The 19,220-nt window shown below is 58.2% G+C and carries 24 protein-coding genes and 2 tRNA genes; 16 read left to right on the forward strand and 10 right to left on the reverse strand.

What is annotated here, in order from left to right:
- Positions 1–207 precede the first annotated feature (207 nt).
- The 9 genes from C9422_RS10240 (at position 208) to C9422_RS10285 (ending at position 4,954) form a co-directional block, all read left to right on the forward strand.
- Positions 208–774 carry a deoxynucleotide monophosphate kinase gene (locus tag C9422_RS10240; RefSeq protein ID WP_116580575.1) on the forward strand — a complete coding sequence of 189 codons (567 nt, stop codon included), beginning with the start codon at positions 208–210 and terminating at the stop codon, positions 772–774.
- A gap of 10 nt (positions 775–784) precedes the next feature.
- The gene (locus C9422_RS10245; protein WP_116580576.1) at positions 785–1,060 is read left to right on the forward strand and encodes a hypothetical protein; all 276 of its coding nucleotides are present in this window, start codon (positions 785–787) and stop codon (positions 1,058–1,060) included.
- On the forward strand, positions 1,057–1,440 hold the full coding sequence (locus tag C9422_RS10250) for a hypothetical protein (protein WP_116580577.1): 384 nt from the start codon (positions 1,057–1,059) through the stop codon (positions 1,438–1,440). The genes C9422_RS10245 and C9422_RS10250 overlap by 4 nt, the downstream gene beginning before the upstream one ends.
- Positions 1,437–1,682, forward strand: coding sequence for a pyocin activator PrtN family protein (locus C9422_RS10255; RefSeq protein WP_116580578.1), 246 nt, complete (start codon positions 1,437–1,439; stop codon positions 1,680–1,682). Before C9422_RS10250 ends, C9422_RS10255 begins: the two co-directional genes overlap by 4 nt.
- 59 nt (positions 1,683–1,741) lie before the next feature.
- The gene (locus C9422_RS10260) at positions 1,742–2,083 is read left to right on the forward strand and encodes a hypothetical protein (RefSeq protein WP_116580579.1); all 342 of its coding nucleotides are present in this window, start codon (positions 1,742–1,744) and stop codon (positions 2,081–2,083) included.
- A 50-nt stretch (positions 2,084–2,133) separates the two neighbouring features.
- Positions 2,134–2,943 carry a DUF2303 family protein gene (locus C9422_RS10265; RefSeq protein ID WP_116580580.1) on the forward strand — a complete coding sequence of 270 codons (810 nt, stop codon included), beginning with the start codon at positions 2,134–2,136 and terminating at the stop codon, positions 2,941–2,943.
- Between the two features lie 80 nt (positions 2,944–3,023).
- Positions 3,024–3,443 (forward strand): hypothetical protein, encoded by a 420-nt coding sequence (locus tag C9422_RS10270; RefSeq protein WP_116580581.1) that lies wholly within the window; start codon positions 3,024–3,026, stop codon positions 3,441–3,443.
- Between the two features lie 206 nt (positions 3,444–3,649).
- Positions 3,650–3,886 (forward strand): DUF4224 domain-containing protein, encoded by a 237-nt coding sequence (locus C9422_RS10280; RefSeq protein WP_116580583.1) that lies wholly within the window; start codon positions 3,650–3,652, stop codon positions 3,884–3,886.
- 3 nt (positions 3,887–3,889) lie between these two features.
- On the forward strand, positions 3,890–4,954 hold the full coding sequence (locus tag C9422_RS10285) for a tyrosine-type recombinase/integrase (RefSeq protein WP_116580584.1): 1,065 nt from the start codon (positions 3,890–3,892) through the stop codon (positions 4,952–4,954).
- Positions 4,955–4,982: 28 nt separating this feature from the next.
- Here the strand turns inward: C9422_RS10285 and C9422_RS10290 are convergent, their stop codons facing one another.
- The 9 genes from C9422_RS10290 to C9422_RS10330 form a co-directional block, all read right to left on the reverse strand.
- Complete coding sequence (locus tag C9422_RS10290; protein ID WP_116580585.1) at positions 4,983–5,348, reverse strand: hypothetical protein; 366 nt, start codon at positions 5,346–5,348, stop codon at positions 4,983–4,985.
- Complete coding sequence (locus C9422_RS10295; RefSeq protein WP_133249009.1) at positions 5,345–5,755, reverse strand: hypothetical protein; 411 nt, start codon at positions 5,753–5,755, stop codon at positions 5,345–5,347. Before C9422_RS10295 ends, C9422_RS10290 begins: the two co-directional genes overlap by 4 nt.
- Positions 5,756–6,044: 289 nt before the next feature.
- A tRNA-Cys gene (locus C9422_RS10300) sits at positions 6,045–6,118 on the reverse strand.
- A gap of 47 nt (positions 6,119–6,165) precedes the next feature.
- A tRNA-Gly gene (locus C9422_RS10305) sits at positions 6,166–6,241 on the reverse strand.
- A gap of 63 nt (positions 6,242–6,304) precedes the next feature.
- Positions 6,305–6,865, reverse strand: a complete 561-nt coding sequence (gene pgsA / locus C9422_RS10310) for a CDP-diacylglycerol--glycerol-3-phosphate 3-phosphatidyltransferase (RefSeq protein ID WP_102702169.1) — start codon at positions 6,863–6,865, stop codon at positions 6,305–6,307.
- 32 nt (positions 6,866–6,897) lie between these two features.
- Complete coding sequence (gene uvrC / locus C9422_RS10315; protein ID WP_007974717.1) at positions 6,898–8,721, reverse strand: excinuclease ABC subunit UvrC; 1,824 nt, start codon at positions 8,719–8,721, stop codon at positions 6,898–6,900.
- 2 nt (positions 8,722–8,723) lie between these two features.
- Positions 8,724–9,365, reverse strand: coding sequence for a UvrY/SirA/GacA family response regulator transcription factor (uvrY, locus tag C9422_RS10320; protein WP_008015884.1), 642 nt, complete (start codon positions 9,363–9,365; stop codon positions 8,724–8,726).
- A 136-nt stretch (positions 9,366–9,501) separates the two neighbouring features.
- Complete coding sequence (locus C9422_RS10325; protein ID WP_116580587.1) at positions 9,502–9,936, reverse strand: N-acetyltransferase; 435 nt, start codon at positions 9,934–9,936, stop codon at positions 9,502–9,504.
- Positions 9,936–10,694 (reverse strand): carbon-nitrogen hydrolase family protein, encoded by a 759-nt coding sequence (locus C9422_RS10330; RefSeq protein ID WP_116580588.1) that lies wholly within the window; start codon positions 10,692–10,694, stop codon positions 9,936–9,938. Before C9422_RS10330 ends, C9422_RS10325 begins: the two co-directional genes overlap by 1 nt.
- 161 nt (positions 10,695–10,855) lie before the next feature.
- On the opposite strand from C9422_RS10330, the gene C9422_RS32520 reads away from it, so the two are divergent.
- Positions 10,856–10,984, forward strand: a complete 129-nt coding sequence (locus C9422_RS32520; RefSeq protein ID WP_256589904.1) for a hypothetical protein — start codon at positions 10,856–10,858, stop codon at positions 10,982–10,984.
- Positions 10,985–11,321: 337 nt separating this feature from the next.
- Positions 11,322–12,401, forward strand: coding sequence for a 3-deoxy-7-phosphoheptulonate synthase (locus tag C9422_RS10335; protein ID WP_116580589.1), 1,080 nt, complete (start codon positions 11,322–11,324; stop codon positions 12,399–12,401).
- A gap of 56 nt (positions 12,402–12,457) precedes the next feature.
- Here the strand turns inward: C9422_RS10335 and C9422_RS10340 are convergent, their stop codons facing one another.
- Positions 12,458–13,522 (reverse strand): hypothetical protein, encoded by a 1,065-nt coding sequence (locus C9422_RS10340; RefSeq protein ID WP_116580590.1) that lies wholly within the window; start codon positions 13,520–13,522, stop codon positions 12,458–12,460.
- A 338-nt stretch (positions 13,523–13,860) separates the two neighbouring features.
- On the opposite strand from C9422_RS10340, the gene C9422_RS10345 reads away from it, so the two are divergent.
- The 5 genes from C9422_RS10345 to C9422_RS10365 all read left to right on the forward strand — a co-directional run bounded on the left by C9422_RS10345 (position 13,861) and on the right by C9422_RS10365 (position 19,218).
- Entirely contained in the window at positions 13,861–14,742 is an 882-nt protein-coding gene (locus tag C9422_RS10345; protein WP_116580591.1) for a triacylglycerol lipase, read from the forward strand.
- Positions 14,743–14,849: 107 nt separating this feature from the next.
- Positions 14,850–15,131, forward strand: a complete 282-nt coding sequence (locus tag C9422_RS10350; RefSeq protein ID WP_007974703.1) for a peptidylprolyl isomerase — start codon at positions 14,850–14,852, stop codon at positions 15,129–15,131.
- A 135-nt stretch (positions 15,132–15,266) separates the two neighbouring features.
- Entirely contained in the window at positions 15,267–17,135 is a 1,869-nt protein-coding gene (locus tag C9422_RS10355) for an extracellular solute-binding protein (RefSeq protein ID WP_116580592.1), read from the forward strand.
- The gene (locus tag C9422_RS10360; RefSeq protein ID WP_116580593.1) at positions 17,135–18,196 is read left to right on the forward strand and encodes a microcin C ABC transporter permease YejB; all 1,062 of its coding nucleotides are present in this window, start codon (positions 17,135–17,137) and stop codon (positions 18,194–18,196) included. Before C9422_RS10355 ends, C9422_RS10360 begins: the two co-directional genes overlap by 1 nt.
- Positions 18,196–19,218, forward strand: coding sequence for an ABC transporter permease (locus C9422_RS10365; protein WP_116580594.1), 1,023 nt, complete (start codon positions 18,196–18,198; stop codon positions 19,216–19,218). The genes C9422_RS10360 and C9422_RS10365 overlap by 1 nt, the downstream gene beginning before the upstream one ends.
- Positions 19,219–19,220: the final 2 nt, after the last annotated feature.

Here is a 19,220-nt window from a genome sequence, read left to right on the forward strand (position 1 = left end):
AGACATGCAAACCACACAGCACAGCAATACCCGCTGCCCTGTCTACCTGCATCCAGCTGCATGCAGTAGCCGCGCAGCCGTAGAGGCCATCCAGCGCCGCACAGGACTGCTGGTGATCACTACCTCCAAAGGTCACACCGAGGCAATTCAGCCTCACAACACCGCCGCAGCCGATGAAGATTTCTCCCCGTTCGGGGGGGACGCAGCATGACGACACTTCTAATCGGTCTTGCTGGACGGGCTCGTTCGGGCAAAGACACAGCAGCACAACACTTGGTGAACCATCACGGATTCCAGTCCTACGCGTTCGCCGATCCGCTACGTGACGGCCTGATGCACATCCTCAACCTGAGCCCGTGCGACTTCGAAGGCGACCAGAAAGAACAGCCGCTCCCCTGGCTGGGCCGCTCTCCTCGCGAATTGATGCAGTCCCTGGGCACCGAATGGGGCCGCAACACTGTGCACCCTGAACTGTGGCTGCTGCTGGCCGCGCAAAACCTCGACCTGCTGGCACGCACCCACGACAACGCCACCGGCTTCGTCGTCAGCGACCTTCGGTTTGAGAACGAAGCCCAGTTCATCCGCGAACGCGGTGGCGTTGTGATTCACCTGTATCGGCCATCTGCGCCGGCGGTGAACGCACACGTCAGCGAAGACGGCATCCGCAGCACGGAGCATGACTTGGTGCTGGCGAACTTCGGAACCATCGACGAGCTCCGCCAAAACCTCAACTCCATCGTGGACATTCTGCGCGCCCGCGCAGCCGCAGCCTGAGGACCGCACCATGAACCGCACCCTGGACGAAACGGCCGCAGTGCTCGGCCTCAAACCTCGAAAGTTTCGCGAACAATTGCGGGCGCTCCGCGTGCTGACGCAAAGCGGCGACCTGGCCAGCCATCACCGTGGCGGCGGCAATCTGTTTTCAGACCCGCGCAGTGTCCAGATCGGAACCACCAACCGTTACAAGCACTACGCCGTGGTGATGGTCACCGAGGCAGGCGTGCAATGGCTGGCGAAGAAGCTGGGCATCGCCATCACGCACAAGGACGCCGCAGCATGAAAACCAATTACTTTAACGCTTACACGCAAGCCCTCGGCGCCCTGCGGCTGATTCCAATCTATCTGGACAGCCCGGGTGTGGTCAGCCGCGCCACGCTGATTGGTGCCGCAAGCGAAGCCATTGACCTGCTGGACAGCATGCCTTGCCGCACAGTGGAACTGGCCGAAGTATTTCGCTGCGTCAACGACGTGATTCAAGAAGGCCAGGTGGCCTATGTCACCCCCACCAACTCGCCCGAGTTTCCTTTCGGCGCCGTGGTCGCTGACGAAAAAGGCCAGATCTGCGCCGCAGCCAGGGGCAAGAGCAAAGAAGGCCTCGCCGAAATGATCCGCCTCAAGTTGCTGCCCCCATCGGAGGGGCTCGGGGAGGATGCTGCGTGAGCAACACCATTGACCAATTGCGAAAGGAATGGGCAACACCATGCCCAACGCTATCGGCCATCCGTCAGCGTTACTTCTCCCACATTTCCAGCGACCGCTACCTACTACGCCGCATCAGCGCCGGACGAATTCAGCTGAAAGTGACCCGCCTGGGCGGATCTGGGAACAAAGGCACAGCCGTTGTGTACCTGCATGACCTTGCCGACTACCTCGACTCGCAAGCGAAAAGAGAAGCGGCCTGATTCAACGGTGGCCCCTGCCGTTCAGGGGCAAACAACATCTACTCAATAAGGCACAGCACATGAAAGCCACAGACACGAACGACTTTTTCAACTCACTCAATGCCGGTGTGTTTGCGCAACAAATCGGCCAAGCACTCTCGAACGTCGCCGCCGGCGTCATTGACTATGGCAAGGCCGGTGAAGTGACCATCAAGCTGAAGATGAAGCAAATCGGCCAGAGCAATCAGGTTGCCGTCAGCCACACCCTCGATTTCGCCCAACCCACCAAACGCGGGAAATTGCGCGAAGACTCGACCTTGGACACACCGCTGTACCTCACGCCGCAAGGCCTCACGCTGTTCCAGAACGATCCGACTTCGCAGCTCTTCAAGAGCGAAGACACGCCGGTAGTTCCTCGCTAACAGCAACACCGCTACGCAGTACCAAATCCTCTCACCAAAAGGAAGCATCAATGCCACTCGCTAAAGACGCACTCGAACACATCCTGGCTCAAGCCCACGCAGCCACCGCCCTGCCTACGACACTGGTACCTGTGACGGCATTGCCCGCGGACGTCAAAATTCACAATCTGGAACATCTCCAGGCTCTCCGCTCGCGCTTTCGCGGAACGCTTTCCACCCACAGCCTGGGGGATTTTGCTAACTACACCATCTCCCGCAACGGTCCCGAGGCGCAGGGTTTCATCAATCAAGACGACATGAGCTGCAAAGTGTTCTTCAACCTGGGCGATGAAATCACCCCAGGTCACGCCGACGACGTGGCGATCTTGAAACTCAAGCCAACTGCCGCGTACAAGGCGCTGCAAGAAATTGCCGGGAGGAAGCTCAGCCAACGGGACCTGGCCGAGTGGATCGAAGACTGGCACCTCAGCCTTGTGGCAAGCAAGGAAGGTGGCGGCACCATGCCCATCAGTGCCGCCGTCGCCAGCGTACGGAACATCACCATCGAAGCCCGCAGTTCGGCCACCAGCAGCGAGCACAACTTCGGCGCCGCCCGTAGCGCAATGGACAGCATCGAAGCCGCGAGCGCCGAAAGCCGCATCGAAGCTCTGCACTTCTCGCTGATCCCATACGAAGGCCTGGCTGTGCGTGTCTTCACCCTGAAACTCAGCATCCTGACCGGCGATGACAAACCGACGCTCAAGTTGCGCTGGGCTGGCGAAGAACAGCAAGTCGAGGAGATCGCCCAGGAGTTCAAAACGACACTCGCCAAAGAAGTCGGCGGCGCCGCGATCCTGACCCTGGGCACCTTCAGCGCGTAATCACTCAACCCACGTGGCTACATCCCGTCGCCGGACTCTCACCAAAAATCCCGGCGGCGGGCTCTACCGAGGCACAGCACATGACAGCAATTGAAATTTTCGCCCTGATCGTATTGATCCTGCTTTTCGCCCTCACCTATTGGGCCGGCTATCGCGGCGGTCTAATCGATGGTCGAATTGAGGGCATTGACGAAGGCAAGGCTATTCAACAATCGGATGACTCGGAAACGATCCGCAACCTGCATCTTTCGCTTGATCAGGCCCAGGGCCGCTGGATGCAACTGTACTCCCACTACGAACGCGCACTGGCCGCTTCGAAACTCGGGGAACAAGAGCGTCAGACCCTGCTGGCCATCGCAGAGCAACTCAGAATCGCGGCAGAGACATTCGCAGCGTTCCGCACTGGCAAAAAACTCGAACGAGACACCCTCTCGCTCCGCGATCAAGCGCTCGCTATGGCAACACTTCTGGTGCCGGCTGCCCAGGAGGACGCAGCATGAGGAGCACCCCATGACAGCCCTTCGCCGAAGAGTCCGAATCCGGAGCGGGCAAATGCCGCCTCTCGATTTACAAACCATCTGCGACAAGTGCAACAAGTCGCGGGCACATGGCAACCACCAAAAATGCAGCAAACAGCGCCAAGCCGAAGGCATCGCTCGCCGTAATACACAACATTCAACCGTCACGCACGGGATGGACTAGCACCATGGAAATGCAAAGAGAAACGCTTGCCGAAGACGAACTAGCCACCATAACTGGCTACCAGACCCCTTCCCGGCAAATTCAGTGGCTGATGGATAATCACTGGCAGTTCGTGTTAACCGGTGCCCGTCGTCCGATCGTAGGCCGTATGTACGCACGCTTGAAACTAGCTGGCGTGAAACCCTCAGCGTCCAACGCGATCGCCGAAGCCTGGACACTCGACCTTGCGAACGTGAGTTGATCAATGCGCCATAAGAATGCAGCCAACCGGGATTTGCCGCCGCGCATGATCCGCAGAACCCGCGCACGAAAGAACGGCGAAACATGGGTTGGGTACTACTACAACGGCAGGGACGCCGCCGGAAACAGAAAAGAAATCCCGCTGGGAAGCGATATCGACCAGGCAAGGATCGAATGGGCTCGACTAGAACATAAGGCGGCGCCGAAGCCAGCCCATTTGATGGGCTCGCTGTTCGACCGTTACGAAGAAAAGATCATCCCTGGGAAGAAGCCGCGTACCCAACAGGACAACCTCAAGGAACTAAAACAGCTCAGAAAAGCATTCGAAAACGCCCCCATCGAGTCCATCACCCCCCAGGTGGTGGCACTCTATCGGGATACCCGAACCGCAAAGGTCAGGGCGAACCGTGAAATCGCGCTGCTTTCGCATATGTTTACCATCGCAAGGGAATGGGGCCTCACCGATAGGGCAAACCCATGCTTTGGTGTTCGACGAAACAAAGAAAAACCCCGGGATTACTACGCAAGTGAGACCGTGTGGAATGCAGTTTACGCCGAGGCCGTGCAGGAGCTCAAAGACGCGATGGACCTGGCGTACCTCACCGGCCAACGCCCTGCAGACGTTCTGAAAACTGCTGCAACCGATTTAAACAATGGCTTCTTGATGGTCGGCCAGGGCAAAACAGAGAAACGCCTGCGCATCCGCCTGGAAGATGAAGGCGCCCAATCCAACTTGAGCGCCTTCATCGACGCACTGCTTGAGCGCAAATCAATCAACGGCATTAAAACGTCGACACTGATTACCAACACATCCGGCCTTAGAATGAGTCAGCAGATGCTCCGGAATCGTTGGGATGAAGCTCGAGAGAAGGCTGCAATCAAAGCTGCTGCCAATGGCGACTCTGCACTAGCTGTTGGCATTAGAGAGTTTCAGTTCCGAGACATTCGACCAAAAGCAGCCAGCGAAATCGACTTAGACCACGCCAGTCGGTTGCTCGGACACTCAACCGAAGAGATGACGAAGAAAGTGTACCGTCGTGTCGGTGAAATCGTGAACCCTACAAAATAAAATAGGGCTCGACAATGAGCCCTTTAACTTAGGCCTGTTTATTTTGGATTATCTCAATCAAATCTTCTAACGAGGTTGCCTTTCTAAGCTTAAACAAACTATGTAAAAACCACAAAAAACAACCAGAACCAAACATAGCAAACATCGCAGCCCATGAGTCCGCAGAAAGACCAAATGCGCTTTTAAAGGTCGAAGAACAGAACACCACTACAACACCAACTAACAAACTCAACGGCATTTGCCATTGATCTTTCTTTTGAACACAATCCAAGTGGGCGATGAGGGCGAGCCGAAGCTTATCAGTAGTAATGGTAATGACTTCTTGCGAAGTATTGTTGTGAATTTGCTCAACATTAGCAACGGTCTGAACTCGATTTCCAGGAGCAATTTTCATTTAATTGCACCCATCATAAACTGAAGTTCAATTTTTGTGATTTTTCCGAACTTATACACCGAGGCTAGGAAGGTTATTTGGCGAGTCCCTCCTACCACCGCTACAACCTGTGGAACTTGAATGGTTTGGCCATATGTTTTATTAAAATTATGAAACTTCATCACAGCACAAATAATATCATCACCAACGGCCGGCGTAGTTGTTTTCGAGGTTTCATACTCGATCACAAATATAGGATCCGCCTTCTCGTCTTCTATCGAATTTGTGACATCGTTGGTGATTAGTATCTTTACTGGTAGCCTCCCCCCCTCTTCACCAGCATCCACCTCAAAGCTGACTATCTCGTTCTCAGGTACGAATAGCACCTCACTTAATACAACAGTCGTATCACCGACCTTTATTGGCATCATCCACCCCCCAAAAAAATAAACATCATAATAACATCATCAGTCACGCCCCCAAAGGTATCGCAGCATCATCAAGCTGAGAAACGACTCGGGCCAACGCGCCAGCATTAAGCTGCCGCACGGACAAAATGATTACTATTAACTTCAAGCCTAGAAACGCAAGGGGTGCGGGCGAAAAACAGTTAGCGCGACGTGGTTGCGGAACACCTGCGAAAAATTGCGGAACACATCACCTTTCCGTCTGCAATAAAAAACCCCGTAGATCGTTGATCTACGGGGTTGTTTATAGTGGAGGCCGAGGTCGGAATCGAACCGGCGTAGGCGGATTTGCAATCCGCTGCATAACCATTTTGCTACTCGGCCTCAAAACATTTGATATCTAGTAGCGCGACATCAAATGCGTACAAACTTGGAGCGGGAAACGAGACTCGAACTCGCGACCCCGACCTTGGCAAGGTCGTGCTCTACCAACTGAGCTATTCCCGCGTCTTGGTGTGGCGCATTCTATAGAATCCAGAAGCCCCGTCAACCCTTTGATTCAAAAAAGTTTTATTTCTTTTCAACGTCGGTCTTCAGATGTGGCCAGGCAGCCCGCAAGTACTGGACCATCGACCACAAAGTCAGGCCGGCCGACACCATCAGCAAGGTGTAGCCCAGCAAGACCCAGAAACTGAAATCCTTGGGATTGGCCAGCAGGATCACCAGCGCGAGCATTTGCGCGGCGGTTTTCCATTTGCCAAGGTTCGATACGGCGACGTGGGCACGTGCGCCCAGTTCGGCCATCCATTCGCGCAGTGCCGAGACGACAATCTCGCGACCGATGATCACGGCAGCCGGCAGCGTGAGCCACAGGTTTCCGTGTTCCTGCACCAACAGTACCAGTGCAACCGCGACCATCAGCTTGTCGGCAACCGGATCGAGAAAAGCCCCGAACGGTGTGCTTTGTTCCAGGCGGCGGGCCAGGTACCCGTCCAGCCAGTCGGTGGCGGCAGCAAAGGCGAAGACCGAGGCGGAAGCCAGGAAGCTCCAGTGGTAAGGCAGGTAGAACAGCAAAATGAAGATCGGAATGAGCAGAACGCGTAGAACGGTAATCAGATTAGGGATATTCATCGGCACAACTGGCTACGAGGTGAGGGGGCATTCTACTCGCTGTGCAGATTTGCATAAATCAACTCTGCGAGCTTTTTACTGATCCCGGGGGCTTTGGCAATTTCTTCGATGCTTGCACGAGACAGCTCCTGCAATCCACCAAAATGTTTCAACAAATCCCGCCGACGTGTCGGACCGACGCCTGCGACGCCTTCCAGTGTAGACGTCCGGCGGGTTTTTCCACGCCGGGCGCGGTGCCCGGTAATGGCAAATCGGTGGGCTTCGTCGCGAATCTGCTGGATCAGATGCAGCGCGGGAGAATCGCCACGCAAGGTGAATTCATGCGCGGCGTCGTTCAGGTACAGGGTTTCGAAACCGGCCTTGCGCGTCGCGCCTTTTGCCACGCCGAGCAGGATCAGATCAGGCACGGCCAGTTCATCGAGCACGTCGCGGGCCATGGACAACTGGCCTTTACCGCCATCCACCAGCAGGATATCCGGCAGCTTGCCCTCCCCGTCCTTCAGTTTGCTGAAGCGTCGGGTCAACGCCTGGTGCATCGCCGCGTAATCATCGCCGGCCGTAACGCCCTCGATGTTGTACCGGCGGTAGTCGGACTTGATCGGGCCTTCGGGGCCGAAGACCACGCAGGACGCCACTGTCGCCTCGCCACTGGAATGACTGATGTCGTAGCACTCCAGGCGTTGTGGAGGTTCATCCAGCTTCAGCACCTCGGCCAGTGCATCGAAGCGCGCCGTAATATGCTGACGATTCGCCAGGCGCGCACTCAGCGCCTGCTCGGCATTGGTCACCGCCAATTGCTGCCAGCGCGCTCGCGTGCCACGCACGCGATGGCTGATGGTCAGTTCACGACCGCGCAGCTCGTCGATGGCCGCGATCAGTGTTGGAAAGTCTTCGTGGACCACATTGACGATCAACTCGCTGGGCAGGTCGCGTTCAGGGCTGCTGATGAAGTATTGGCCGAGAAACGCAGCCATGACTTCAGAAACGTCTTCTTCAATACCGACCTGAGGGAAGAAGTTCTTGCTGCCCAGCACCCGCCCGCCCCGCACGCTGATCAAGTGCACACAGGCACCGCCCGGGTTGACGAACGCGGCGATCACATCGACGTCCCCGGTCCCGCCTTCCATGCTCTGCTGGTCCTGGACCCGACGCAGCAACGCAATCTGGTCCCGCAGCTCGGCCGCTCGCTCGAACTCCAGATTGATCGCCGCCTCTTCCATCCCGGCAGACAACTCGTCAGTCAGCGCATTGCTGCGCCCCTCAAGAAACATCACCGAGTGGCGCACATCTTCGGCGTACACCTGAGGCTCCACCAGCCCGACGCAGGGCGCCTTGCAGCGTTTGATCTGATATTGCAGACAAGGACGGGTGCGGTTCTTGTAATAGCTGTCTTCGCATTGCCGAACGAAAAACGTCTTTTGCAGCAGGCTCAGGCTTTCGCGGATCGCGCCGGCGCTGGGGTAAGGACCGAAATACTTGCCCTTGGCCTTTTTCGCACCGCGATGAATGCTCAGGCGCGGAAACTCTCCGTCGGAGAGAAAGACATAGGGGTAGGATTTGTCGTCGCGCAGCAGGATGTTATAGGGCGGGCGCCATTCCTTGATCAGCGTCTGCTCGAGCAGCAAGGCTTCGGTTTCGTTGGCAGTGATCGTCGTTTCAACCTGGGCGATACGTGCGACCAGTGCGGCGGTCTTGGGGGCAAGCCCGGTCTTGCGAAAGTAACTCGACAGGCGATTCTTGAGGTTTTTCGCCTTGCCGACGTAAAGCAACCGCGCTTCGCTGTCGAACATGCGGTACACGCCGGGGCGACCGCTGACGGTCGACAGAAAGGCGCTCGGATCAAAGGTTTCGGTCATTTTCAGAGGCTGGCGTCGACCATGCCATGACGCACCGCCAACAGCGTCAACTCGACATCACTGCTGATCGAAAGCTTTTCGAAGATGCGGTAACGGTAGGTGTTCACGGTTTTCGGGGACAGGCACAATTTGTCGGAAATGATCTGTACTTTCTGGCATCCGACAATCATCAGCGCGATCTGGATTTCCCGCTCGGACAGGGCATCGAAAGGCGAGTCGTTGGTGGGCTGGAAGGACTTGATCGCCAGTTGCTGGGCAATTTGCGGGCTGATGTAGCGTTGCCCGGCGAACACCAGGCGAATGGCCTGGACCATTTCCGGCAAACCTGCCCCCTTGGTCAGGTATCCTGCCGCACCGGCTTGCAACAGCCGCGTAGGAAACGGGTCCTCTTCACACACGGTCACCGCGACGACCTTGATATCCGGATGACTGCGCAATAATTTGCGAGTGGCCTCAAGACCGCCGATACCCGGCATCTTGACGTCCATCAACACCACATCGGGTTTCAGCTCACGCGCCTTGAGCAGCGATTCTTCACCCGACTCGGCCTGGCCGACTACTTGCAGGCCATCGATGTCAGCCAGCATTCGTGTAATGCCTGTACGAACGAGATCATGGTCATCGACTACTAGCACCCTAATCAAGCAGACACCTCGCGATATGGTCTTATTGGGTTGCCAGACACCTTAGCAAAAAGCATCTGGCAGACCTAGCGGAAAGCATCAGATTAAAAGTTTCAATTCATCTTGAAAGGCTGGTCGCAAACGCGTTGCGGCAATGTCATGGATTGATATCAAGCTGCATTCTCAGGAAACATTCATCCTGACCCACCACCGTGAATCCTTTGCGCTCGTACAACGCCCGCGCCAGGTTATCTTCAAAAACCGTCAAGCGTAACGCCGGTCGCCGCTCCTGGTGCGCGACTGACAGTACCTGATCGATTGCCCAGGAACCAATGCCCTGCCCGCGAAACGCTTCGACGACTTGCAGTTCGCGGATGTACAACGCCCTGGCATCACGGCTCAAGCTTACATAACCCAGCCACTGATCGCCGCTTGTCAGCAAGCGGTTGTCCCGCCCTGCCCAGGCCACGTCAAAAGCTTCGTCCTGCCACATCAGGTCGTGCCGAATGTAGTAGTGCAGCATGTTTTTACAGGTCAGATGGCGGGCGAAGGCCAGGTCCTCTGGCGTGGCCGCACGCCATGCGCAGTCCATCACGCCAGCTCCACGGCGACGACTTCCCCGCTCCAGCCCTCGCTGTTGCGCCGGGCCACAACCATCTGGCTACCAGTACCGGTGGCGGCGGCAATCAACAAACCGTCCGACGCCCAGATCGCGCTGCGTCCTGCCGACACCCAGCCACCTGTCGCGCCACCATGATTGGCCATCAACACCACCATGGCGTGCTGCGCGGCATAGCCTTGCAGCAACGCGGTATCCGCGACGTAGCCGTTTTCCGAGATCAGCACGCCTGCGGCGTAGACACCTGCACCCTGGCACGCCGCAGCGGCGGCATGGCTGGCGTGGGAAAAATCGGCGCAGACCGCCAGTGCAATCGTGTCTGTCCCGATGGTCAGGGGCTCCCCCCCGGCGCCCGGTGCAAACGCCACTTCTTCCCCTGGATGCAGATGCTGCTTGCTGTAGACCCCAAGCGAACCATCGGCTCCCAGCACCAATGCACCGATCAGGACCGGCGAGTTATCCGACAGCCTGATCGGCATACCGACAACCGCCGTCACACCGACTGCCCGGGCGAAGTCCCGCAGCGGTTGCAGGATGGCGGCATCCGGCACAATGGCCAACTCGGCCGCGAGCCTGCCTTCGTAGCCGGTCAGCGACAGCTCAGGGAACACCAGCAACTGCACGTCCTGCTCCGCGGCTGCCGCGATGAAGCGCTGATGCCTGGCGATATTGCCGACAAGGTCTCCGGCGATGGAGATCGATTGGGCTGCGGCGATGGTCAGCGGAAACATGAAGCGTCCTTGTGTCGATGTGTTTTTGAACAGACGCAGAGTTTGTCACAACCCTCAGGCCACTCAAGCGATAGAAAACCCTGTCGCCGGCCAATAGCATTTTCTGATTGAATCTGCGCACCGGCCTCTAGTAAGCTCGACCCATCCATCGGAGACAGACCATGTTCAACACCCTCTCACAGCTTCGTACCGCCAGCGCCCTGCGCTCGGTTGCGGCTGCCCGGGTGAATGACGGTTGTGCTCCGGTCAGCTTTTATTTTGGGTATTGGTTTAGCCACTGGCGCGCCTGATACCCACACGGCGCCCACTTTAAACGGGTCGCCACCAGAGAATTCTCAACCCCCGGTCGGCCTCCCGACCGGGGGTTTTGTTTTTTCAGCCCCAACACTTTTAGCGACACACCAGACATTCAGAGGATTCACAACATGAACTACGCCACTTATTACCGTTACGACAGTTTTACCGCCTGGCGATTTACCACCCTCCGCTCGGGACAGCCTGCCGCCTCCGATCGGTCGCCCACAGGTGGCAAGCACACACACACAGCCAGCCTGGCTAATTGTCGAACACCCCAGTAGGGCCGAGCGCGCGGGCACGAACCCGCCACCAGCCCAGGAAGCCTTGAATATGAACTCGTCCGTCTCCGCACTGCCGCTGTCCACCTTGAGCCCTGCCAATGAAGCGCTGACCCTGCGTCTGCCCAGCTCATTGCAACTCAAACAGCAATTGCCCCTCGGCAACCTCCTGACCCAGCAAGTCGCCAGCCACCGCCAGGCGGTTCGCGCGATCCTTAACGGTGAAGACTCCCGTCTGCTGGTCATCGTAGGCCCATGCTCGATCCACGATCCGGAATCAGCCCTCGAATACGCGGGCAACCTTGCCCGTCTCGCCACCGAAGTCAGCGACAAAATGCTCCTGGTGATGCGCGCCTACGTCGAAAAACCCCGTACCACGGTTGGCTGGAAAGGCCTGGCCTACGACCCGCACCTGGATGGCAGCGATGACATGGCCGCCGGCCTGACACTGTCCCGCGAGCTGATGCGCGAAATGCTTCGCCTGGGCTTGCCCGTCGCCACTGAATTGCTGCAACCGATGGCCGCCGGCTACTTCGACGACCTGTTGAGCTGGGTGGCGATCGGCGCGCGGACCACGGAATCGCAGATCCATCGGGAAATGGCCAGCGGCCTGGGCATGCCTGTCGGGTTCAAGAACGGGACTGACGGCGGTGTCGCTGTCGCCAGCGACGCCATGCGTTCCGCCGCCCATCCGCATCGCCATTTCGGTGTCGACAGCCAGGGACATCCGGCGATCATTCAAACCCCGGGGAATGCGGACACTCACCTGGTATTGCGTGGCGGCCATCGCGGGCCGAACTACGACAGCGCCAGTATTGCCCGGGTGAACAGTGACTTGGCCCGGCTCAGGATTCCGGCCCGCATCATGGTCGATTGCAGTCACGCCAACAGCGGCAAAGACCCGTTGCGCCAGCCGGCCGTGTTCAACGATGTACTTGAACAGCGTCTGCAAGGTGATCATTCGCTGATCGGCATGATGATCGAGAGCCATTTGTTCGAGGGCTGTCAGCCGTTGAGTTCGTCAATGCAATACGGTGTGTCAGTGACCGATGGCTGCCTTGGTTGGGCCGGGACAGAACAACTGTTGCTTGAAGCGGCAGGTCGGTTGCGAGTGCAAGACAACGCCCAATAACCGGCAGCACCGGCCGCCCTCCGGCCTTCATGTGAAGACTGGAGGGCAAATGGCGATCAGTGCCCCATCAGGGATTGCACCTGAACCTGTGTCACCCCGGATTGCTGAGAGGTGTTATCAAGGCGCTCGACCGAACAGGAAATACGGATCGCAGAATCTCGATGCTCCCTCCAGAACCGGTAGGGAACGATGAATATCAACGGCTCGCCCGCGGTGTCTCTGGTGATTTCGCGCTCGTCACAGTGATTGAATTTCTCCCCGTCGCATCTCAGGCAGACCATCTCCCCTTTTTCAGCCCTGGGGTTTTCGATGACGACGGTCACGCCATCCTGCGCATCTAGCAGATCCACCCAACCTTCGTCGGCTTCCAGCACCATGGGGGCTGGCAGTGGTCCCCGTTCCATCTTGCCGATCATCAGTGTCGTTGCTTCAGAGTAACGAGGACCCTGCCCTGCTTGCTTGACGCAATAGTCGACGGAAACCGAGGAACCCAGATTGAGCGCAACGCACTCCGGGCTGACCCAAAACGACAGTTCGCCCCCCACCGCAAAGGACTCGACCTTGAGTGCATCACTGAAACTTGCTTCGACCGAAACGCCAGCCCAGGTCAGCAACACCCAGTCGCCCGCCGTCATGCGCGCATAGGGTTTGATTGTAACGATCGCCCCTTCCCTGACCCGATCCGGATCAAGCGTTCTGCCCACCGCGTCGTTCACCGTCGCGGGTAACAGGTCTGACTGCACATCACCCACACACAGCTGTAACCGATGGGAATGCACGAGCCCGGTAAAACGACTGCTCAGGAGCGAGTAGCTGATTTCGAGTGAACCACCGTCGAGCGCCTCGATATAAGCGCTACCCACGGCAAATATCATGTCCTCGCCGACCCGGTCGTCACTGACAAAACGCGTCACCTGATGATTGCAGGCGAGGCCATCGGCATCCAGACCTGCCCAATTCAATAGCAATTTGTCGCCGCAGGTCATGCCTGGGTAAGGACGGACCCTGATCACGGCTTTTCGGTCAGAGGGGTTCAGAACGCCGTTTTCCGCCTGCTCCAGTACGGGCGGTGGCAAGGGTTGCAGCACGAGATTCAAGGTATCGGGTTCATAAACAGTCATTCATTCGCTCCATTCCCTGGAATAAATACCGAACGGGTGGCCGGCTTTGGATGACGTCTATTTAACCTCACGACTATTCGCCGAGATGTCGGCCTCTCACTCAGCCTCACTCGGAAAGTCGATACATGTGAAGTAGGTCTTTGATCAGGAGCCACCTGATTGCCGTGAAAAATCGTCAAACGATTCCGACTAAAGCCTCAGCAAATCTTGAGCATTCGCACTTGCTCTATTCCGTTTTCCGGAGGTTTCGGCGGACTTTTCATACATCGCGCCAACCTCGAGTGTTTTAGAGTGAAGCGCCATGCAGTCCCGACGAACTTCTGTGCAAAGGTGTGAATATGCAAAGGAATGCAAGCACTCGTTATCCCATACTGCTGATCCACGGCCTTTTCGGCTTCGAAAGAATCGGCAAGTTCGAGCTGTTTCACGACATCAGGCAGGCGCTGAGGAACGCCGGAGCAAGGGTGTTCGTTCCCCACTTGTCGGCCATTCACGACAACGAAGTACGCGGTAACCAATTGCTCGCACAGATCGAGCGGGTACTGGAAGGAACCGGTGCACGCAAAGTCAACCTCATCGGCCATAGCCAGGGTGCACTGGCCGCACGTTATGCCGCAGCGGTTGCGCCACACTGTGTGGCATCGGTGACGTCCGTCAGCGGGCCGAACCATGGCTCGGAGATCGCCGATTTCCTGCGCAAGGCATTGACACCGGGTCGTCTGCCGGAACATGTGGCCGAGACGGTGGTGACCCTCTTCGCCGACTTCCTCGCGACCCTGAGCGACAACCAGTACCAGCCGCAGAACGCCATTGCCGCCCTCAATGCACTGACCACCGAAGGCGTTGGCGCATTCAACGACAAATACCCGCAAGGACTGCCTGCCACCTGGGGTGGCAAGGGGCGCGAACGGGTCAACGGTGTCCGTTACTACTCGTGGAGCGGCATAGTGCAGTCGAATGTGCTCAAGGAGGGGCTCAATGCGCTCGATCCGCTCAACGCTTTCTGCCGGGCCCTTTCTGGTTATTTCGTCACGGAAGCCGAGCAGAACGACGGTCTGGTCGGTCGCTTCAGTTCTCACCTGGGCACGGTTATCCGCTCCGACTATGCGCTGGATCATCTGGACACCCTTGGCCAGCCGGCGGGCCAGTTGCGCACAGGTGTCGACCCGGTCGACCTCTATGTCCGGCATGCCGAGCGCCTGAGCGCCGCCGGCCTTTGAGGGGCTGCCCGCCGTGAATCCCGCATGGAACGGAACTTTGAGGAGAAATAGCTCACTGAATCCGGTAGGCTCCGCATTTTACCGAATATTGAAAGGAGTATTTCCCCATGGCCAAAGCCACTGCCCGTCACATCCTTGTTGCCTCGGAAGCCAAGTGCAACGAACTCAAGGCCCAAATCGAGGCTGGCGCCGATTTCGCCGACGTTGCCAAGGCAAACTCCACCTGCCCTTCCAGCCGCCAGGGCGGTGATCTGGGTTCGTTCGGTCCAGGCCAGATGGTCAAGGAATTCGACACCGTGGTCTTCAGCGCGCCGCTCAACGTGGTCCAGGGCCCGGTCAAGACCCAGTTCGGTTACCACCTGCTGGAAGTGACCAGCCGTCAGGACTGATCGACGCTCGAGCTATCCACACAACGGCCCGCCTTTTGGTGGGCCGTTGTGTTTCACACGCGTAATTCGGCTGGCGAGGGACGCGCCGCTAGCGTACAAATTGTCGTTAACGACCACCCGGCTCTAAGGCTGACAATGCGACTGGCTTTCCCTACCTTGTTGTTCACGGCCGTGGCCCTGCTGTCGGGTGCCGCGGGTGTGAATGCGGCACCGCAACCGGCAATGACCGTGTACGGCGAACCGGCAAAATACCCTGCCGGCTTCAGTCATTTCGCCTACACCAATCCGCTGGCCCCCAAAGGCGGCACAATGCGGCGATCGGCGATCGAAATCGGGCAGTTCGACCACGTTTTGCCTTACATCGACAAAGGCATCGGCGTCACCCAGATCGACGGCTTGCTCTATTCGCCGCTGGCCCAGCGCTCGCTGGACGAGCCGTACACCGTGTATGGCCTGGTGGCAGAGAAGATGGAGCGTTCCGACGATGGCCTGTCACTGCGTTTCTACCTCAATCCCAAGGCGCGTTTTGCCGATGGCAAAGCCATTACCGCCGAAGACGTGCGTTATACCTTCGACCTGCTGATGACCCAGGGCAGCCTGCGTTACCGCACCCAGTTCGCCGACGTCAAAGGCGTCGAAGTGGAATCGCCGCTGACTATTCGCTTTGATTTCAAGAACAACGAAAATCGCACCCTGCCGCTGGATATCGCGACCCTGCCGGTGTTTCCCGAGCACTGGTGGAAGACTCGCGATTTCGCCGGTGGCGGCGGCTATGAAGCGCCGTTGGGCAGCGGCCCCTATAAAGTCGGCAAGATCGATTCCGGGCGCAGCATCACCTTCGAGCGCAATCCCGACTGGTGGGGCAAGGACCTGCCAGTCAGCCGTGGCCTGTACAACTTCGATCATTTCAGCATCGAGTACTTCGGCGATACCGACGTGGCGCGCCAGGTCCTGCGCGGTGGCGCCTATGACTACAACCGGGAATTTTCCGCCACCGGGTATTCCATCGGCTATGACAGCCCCGCCCTGAGCGACGGTCGTCTGCAGAAGGCCCACCTCGCCACAGAGGCGCCGCAGCCGGCCCAGGGTTTTGTGTTCAATCTGCAAAAACCCATGTTCCAGGACCGTCGCGTGCGCCAGGCGCTGGTGATGCTGTGGGACTTCGAGTGGAGCAACCGGCAGATGATGCGCGACATGTACATCCGCCAGCAGAGCTTTTTCTCCAATACCGACCTCGCCGCCCGACAACTGCCGGATGCCGGGGAGCTGGCGATTCTCGAACCGCTGCGCGGGCAGATTCCCGACGAAGTCTTCACCCAGGTGTTCGAGGCGCCGAAGACCGACGGCAGCGGCGTGATTCGCGACAAGCAGTTGCAGGCCCTGGACTTGCTCGAACAGGCCGGCTGGAAACCCGAGGGCGACCAACTGGTCAATGCCGACGGAGAGCCGTTGAGCTTCACCTTCCTGGTCAGCCAGAACGGCATGGACCGTCTGCTGCTGCCCTATAAACGCACGCTGAAACAGATCGGCATCGACCTCAATATCCGCCGCATCGACTCGTCCCAGTACGTCAATCGCCTGATGAGCCGCGACTACGACATGATCGTCACTGGCTACCCCGTCACCACCTCTCCGGGAGGTGAACTGCTCAATTACTTCGGTTCCGAGGCGGCCACCGACCCAGGCTCCAACAACTACATGGTGTTGAAGAACCCGGCAGTGGACACCCTGATCACCGGGCTGATCCGGGCCAACACCCAGGCTGACATGCTGCATTACGCCCATGCCCTGGACCGGGTGCTGCAATGGAACTACTACTGGATTCCCAACTATTACCCGCCGGGCACCTCGACGGTGTGGTGGAACCGCTTCGGCATCCCGAACGTGCAAGCGAGCAACGACGAAGCCATCGAGAGCTGGTGGGAGATGAGTACCACGCCATTGACCAACCAACAGATGACGGCCGAGCGTATCAGCCGTGGCAAACCCGGAGGGCCGCACTGATGTGGGCTTACATACTGCGACGCCTGCTGCTGATCATTCCGACGCTGGTGATCATTCTTCTGGTCAACTTTGTCATCGTCCAGGCCGCGCCGGGCGGACCGGTCGAACAGGCCATCGCACACTTGCAGGGCATCGGCGGTGCCGCGGTCGGCGGCGGCTCCGGCGAATCCATGAGCGGCAAGTCCCGGGCCAGTCGCGGGCTCGATCCGCAGTTGATCAAGGACATTGAAAAACAGTACGGCTTCGATAAACCGGCACACGAACGCCTCTGGCTGATGCTCACCAGCTACGCGCGCCTGGACTTCGGCAAGAGTTTCTTCCGCGGCGCCACCGTCACCGATCTGATCCTCGAGAAAATGCCCGTGACCATTTCCCTCGGACTCTGGGCGACGCTGATCACTTACCTGGTGTCGATTCCCCTGGGCATCCGCAAGGCCGTGCACCATGGCAGCCATTTCGACATCTGGAGCAGTACCGCGATCATCATCGGCTATGCCATGCCGGCGTTCCTGTTTGCGATGTTCCTGATCGTGGTGTTTGCCGGCGGCACTTCACTGAACTGGTTCCCCGTTCGCGGACTGGTCTCGGACAACTTCGAATCGCTGTCGACCCTGGGCAAAGTGGCCGATTACTTCTGGCATCTGGTGTTGCCGGTCACCGCGCTGGTGATTGGCGGATTCGCCACGCTGACCATCCTGACCAAGAACTCGTTCCTCAATGAAATCACCCGCCAGTATGTGGTCACTGCCCGGGCCAAGGGTTTGAGTGAACGACGGGTGCTCTATGGACACGTGTTCCGCAACGCCATGCTGCTGGTGGTGTCGGGCATTCCACAGGCGTTCATCAGTGTGTTTTTTGCCGGCTCCCTGCTGATCGAAGTGATCTTCTCCCTCGACGGCCTGGGCCGCATGAGTTACGAAGCAGCGGTATCCCGGGACTATCCGGTGGTGTTCGGCTCGTTGTTCATCTTCACCCTGTTTGGCCTTTTGATAAAACTGGTCGGCGACCTCTGCTACACCCTGGTCGACCCGCGTATCGACTTCGCCGCGAGGAACGCCTGATGTTCAAGCTTTCACCGCTGGCGCGCCGGCGCTTCGAGCGTTTCAAGAAAAACCGCCGGGGCTGGTGGTCGCTCTGGCTGTTTATCGGCCTGTTCCTGATGACCCTGGGCGGCGAACTGATCGCCAACGACAAACCGTTGATGGTCAGCTATCAAGGCCAGTGGTATTTCCCGGTGTTCAAGCGCCACACCGAACAGGAGTTCGGCGGGCAACTGCCGTTCCAGGCCGACTACCGCAGCGACTATGTGCAGCAGTTGATCAGGAAGGATGGCGGCTGGTTGCTGTTTCCACCGATTCCGTTCAGTGACGACACGCCCAACTATGACCTGAACAAACCCGCTCCCAGTCCGCCCACCAGCGTCAACTGGCTGGGCACCGACGACCAGGCGCGGGATGTTCTGGCCCGGGTGATCTTCGGTGCCCGGGTGTCGATCCTGTTTGCCTTGATGTTGACGTTTGTCAGCGCGCTGATCGGCATCGCGGCCGGTGCCCTGCAAGGCTATTACGGCGGCTGGGTGGATTTGCTCGGCCAGCGCCTGCTGGAGGTGTGGTCCGGGTTGCCGGTGCTGTACCTGCTGATTATCCTGTCGGGTTTCGTCGAGCCGAATTTCTGGTGGTTGCTGGGAATCATGGCACTGTTTTCATGGCTGGCCCTGGTGGACGTGGTGCGCGCCGAGTTCCTGCGCGGGCGCAACCTGGAATACGTCAAGGCCGCGCGCGCGCTAGGCCTGACCGACCGCAAGGTCATCGTCCGGCACATTCTGCCCAACGCCATGAACGCGACCTTGAGCTACCTGCCGTTCATTCTCACCGGGGCGATTTCCACCCTGACGGCACTGGACTTCCTCGGTTTCGGCATGCCGGCGGGCAGTGCTTCCCTGGGCGAACTGATCGGCCAGGGCAAGCAGAACCTGCAAGCGCCGTGGCTGGGCCTGACGGCGTTCTTCACCCTGGCGCTGATTCTTTCTTTACTGGTGTTCATCGGCGAGGCGTTGCGAGACGCCTTCGATCCGAGATCTTGAGC

Source organism: Pseudomonas sp. B1(2018) (genome assembly GCF_003097365.1).
Classification (GTDB): domain Bacteria; phylum Pseudomonadota; class Gammaproteobacteria; order Pseudomonadales; family Pseudomonadaceae; genus Aquipseudomonas; species Aquipseudomonas laurylsulfatiphila.